Source organism: Phenylobacterium sp. (assembly GCF_030693805.1).
GTDB lineage: Bacteria > Pseudomonadota > Alphaproteobacteria > Caulobacterales > Caulobacteraceae > Phenylobacterium.
Map to the genome: position 1 here is coordinate 1 of NZ_JAUXZW010000399.1, position 2,286 is coordinate 2,286.

3 protein-coding genes are annotated in these 2,286 nt (G+C 34.3%); 2 read left to right on the forward strand and 1 reads right to left on the reverse strand.

All coding sequences use genetic code 11. The features are described 5' to 3' along the window. The coding region (locus Q8M88_RS16020; RefSeq protein ID WP_305598157.1) for a hypothetical protein at positions 1-546 on the forward strand (546 nt) is incomplete at its 5' end. 93 nt (positions 547-639) lie between these two features. Further along, complete coding sequence (locus Q8M88_RS16025; RefSeq protein ID WP_305598158.1) at positions 640-1,371, forward strand: hypothetical protein; 732 nt, start codon at positions 640-642, stop codon at positions 1,369-1,371. Between the two features lie 2 nt (positions 1,372-1,373). On the opposite strand, the gene Q8M88_RS16030 is transcribed toward Q8M88_RS16025, so the two are convergent. Continuing rightward, a partial coding sequence (locus Q8M88_RS16030) for a DMT family transporter (protein WP_305598159.1) occupies positions 1,374-2,286 on the reverse strand: 913 nt, incomplete at its 5' end.

A 2,286-nucleotide genomic window follows, 5' to 3' on the forward strand; every position in this document is an offset into this window, starting at 1 on the left:
GTTACTAAGATTGGAAAAGGGGGAAGAAGATTTCTTGTTCGAGATCCCGAATTAACACATGTAGAAAAAAGAAAGCCCTATCAGCTTGACGGAAATGAATTGTTAAAGCAAAGAGTTTTTCCATCCTCATCTTCTAAGCTGTGGAATAGATATATTATTGAAGGAAAAACAGTAAAGGGTTTTATGCTTAGCGATAATATTTTATATTGGTCGCCATTAAATAATGGGGCAACATCTCACGGGAATATCGTTAAAGGAGCTCTGATTACCGAGCCTACCGATGGTGAAGTATCTTTCACACTTAGAAATGCATCTCCCGATAGGGAACATAGAATTCCCTTTTTTGAAATAGAGGCATGTTCTAAACAAGGGCGTAGGCTTGTTGAAACACTGGTAAAATATTTTGCAAAAAGCCTTCCGGAGCATAGTCAAGTAAAACTAGAGATAGCGTATGCGGATGTATTATCAGATCAAACAGTCAGATTTAACGGAACAATAGAAGAGTATTTTAAAAGCAGGCAAAATCAGCCCCAACAAACCACATAGATAATTTTGAATGTCCGTAAATCTCGTCCATTTTTTGATTACAGCATGATATAATTTCTTGCTTTCTTTACTATTTATTAATAATATATTTATATGGGCAATCAGATAACAATTGCTAAACTTATAGAAAATCACACAATGAGTGCTGATATGGCAGGGCTTTTGTGGGCCGCGGTTTCGGAGAAGGTTTCATTCTTAACAGCAGCAGTTTATAGAAATGCCGGAAAATCAACAGTTGCCAAAGCAGTACTTTCGCTTCGTTCCAAAAACGTTTCTTTGCATTACGCATCCGACAACCCCGAAGTTACGGAAAAATTATTAAATGTAGAAAAACACGGCGGGTATTTAGTTGTTGATGAGTTTAGCGCTTATGATTATCCCGGGTATTTATGGGGAGATGAACTAAGACATGTCTTTAAAATGCTCAAAATTGGTTATTCATTGCAGGCATCAATACACGCTGAAAATGCGCAAGATGCGATTTTAGAACTGACAGAAAAAAACCAAATATCGGATGAAGACGCTTCGCAAATTCAGCTTGTTATTTTTATAGAAATGTTTGGTACAACCCTTGCCGATGCAAAAAGAAGAGTAACGCAAATTTACGAAGTTCATAGAGTAGATGAGGGAAAACCTCTGGGTCATCTTATTTTTAAATGGGATAAAGAGAGCGATAATTTTGAAATGGTGGAAGAAAGCCATTTATTTGGCAGAAACAAGGAAGATGTTAGAAAAAGAAGCGAAATATTAGGATATTTGGCAAACACAGACAAAACTTCACAGGAAGATATAGAAAAAGCTCTCGCTGATTTTTCAAAAGAATAATTTTATTCCATTCGTTCGGATAATTTATTCAGAGAGCTTTTTTTAAGTAAATGAAAAGGATGATAATGTACTCTTCCTTCCGCAATATAAATTCCTAAAAACACAAGAACAGTTGCTATTAAATAAGATTCTGTTATTACTTCGTGTAAAAGGGGAATGGCGACTAAAATTGTTGCGATAGGATCAACATAAGTAAAAACGCCAGTTTCTGAGACTTTTATGTTTTTTAAGCCAAAAAATAAAAAATAATGGGCAAGTATTGATGAAAGAATAACAGCATAAGAAATACCAATTAAAAATTTAAGATTAATAGGAAATAAACCGAGAGAATTATATTCAAGAAATGCCGGAAGCATAAGGGTAAAACTGCCAATTAAGAAAGTAAGAAAGACGGTAATTAAAGCGCCGTTTCTTTCAACTATTTTTTTAATTATCAATGCCTGAATTACGCTGCAAATTGTTGCCAAGAATATAAAAAAATTTCCCAAAACCGCTCCTGAAAAGCCTGATTCTAAGGCTGGGTTAAACATTAAAACCATAACTCCAAATAAGCTTATTAAGGTTCCTGCTAAGAGTTTGGGAGAAATCTTTTCTTTTAAAAATATGACAGACGAACCCAAAAGAAGAATTGGCCCTGCGGAAATAATAATCGGGGCATTAATACTCGGCGCTAATTTTAATCCAAAAAAAAGTAAAGGAATCTGAATTGTAATAGAAACAATGGATGCAAATATTAGTTTTGGTATGTCTTTTTTTTCAAACTTAAAATCTTTGATTACAAATGGAAGAAGAATTAAAAAAGAAATGAAAAATCTTAAAAACGCAAAAGTAAAGGGCTGAATTTGCTCAAGCGTCCATTTGTAAATCGGAAGCGAAGCGCCCCAGATAATATTTGCTAAAATAAGGACGATAATT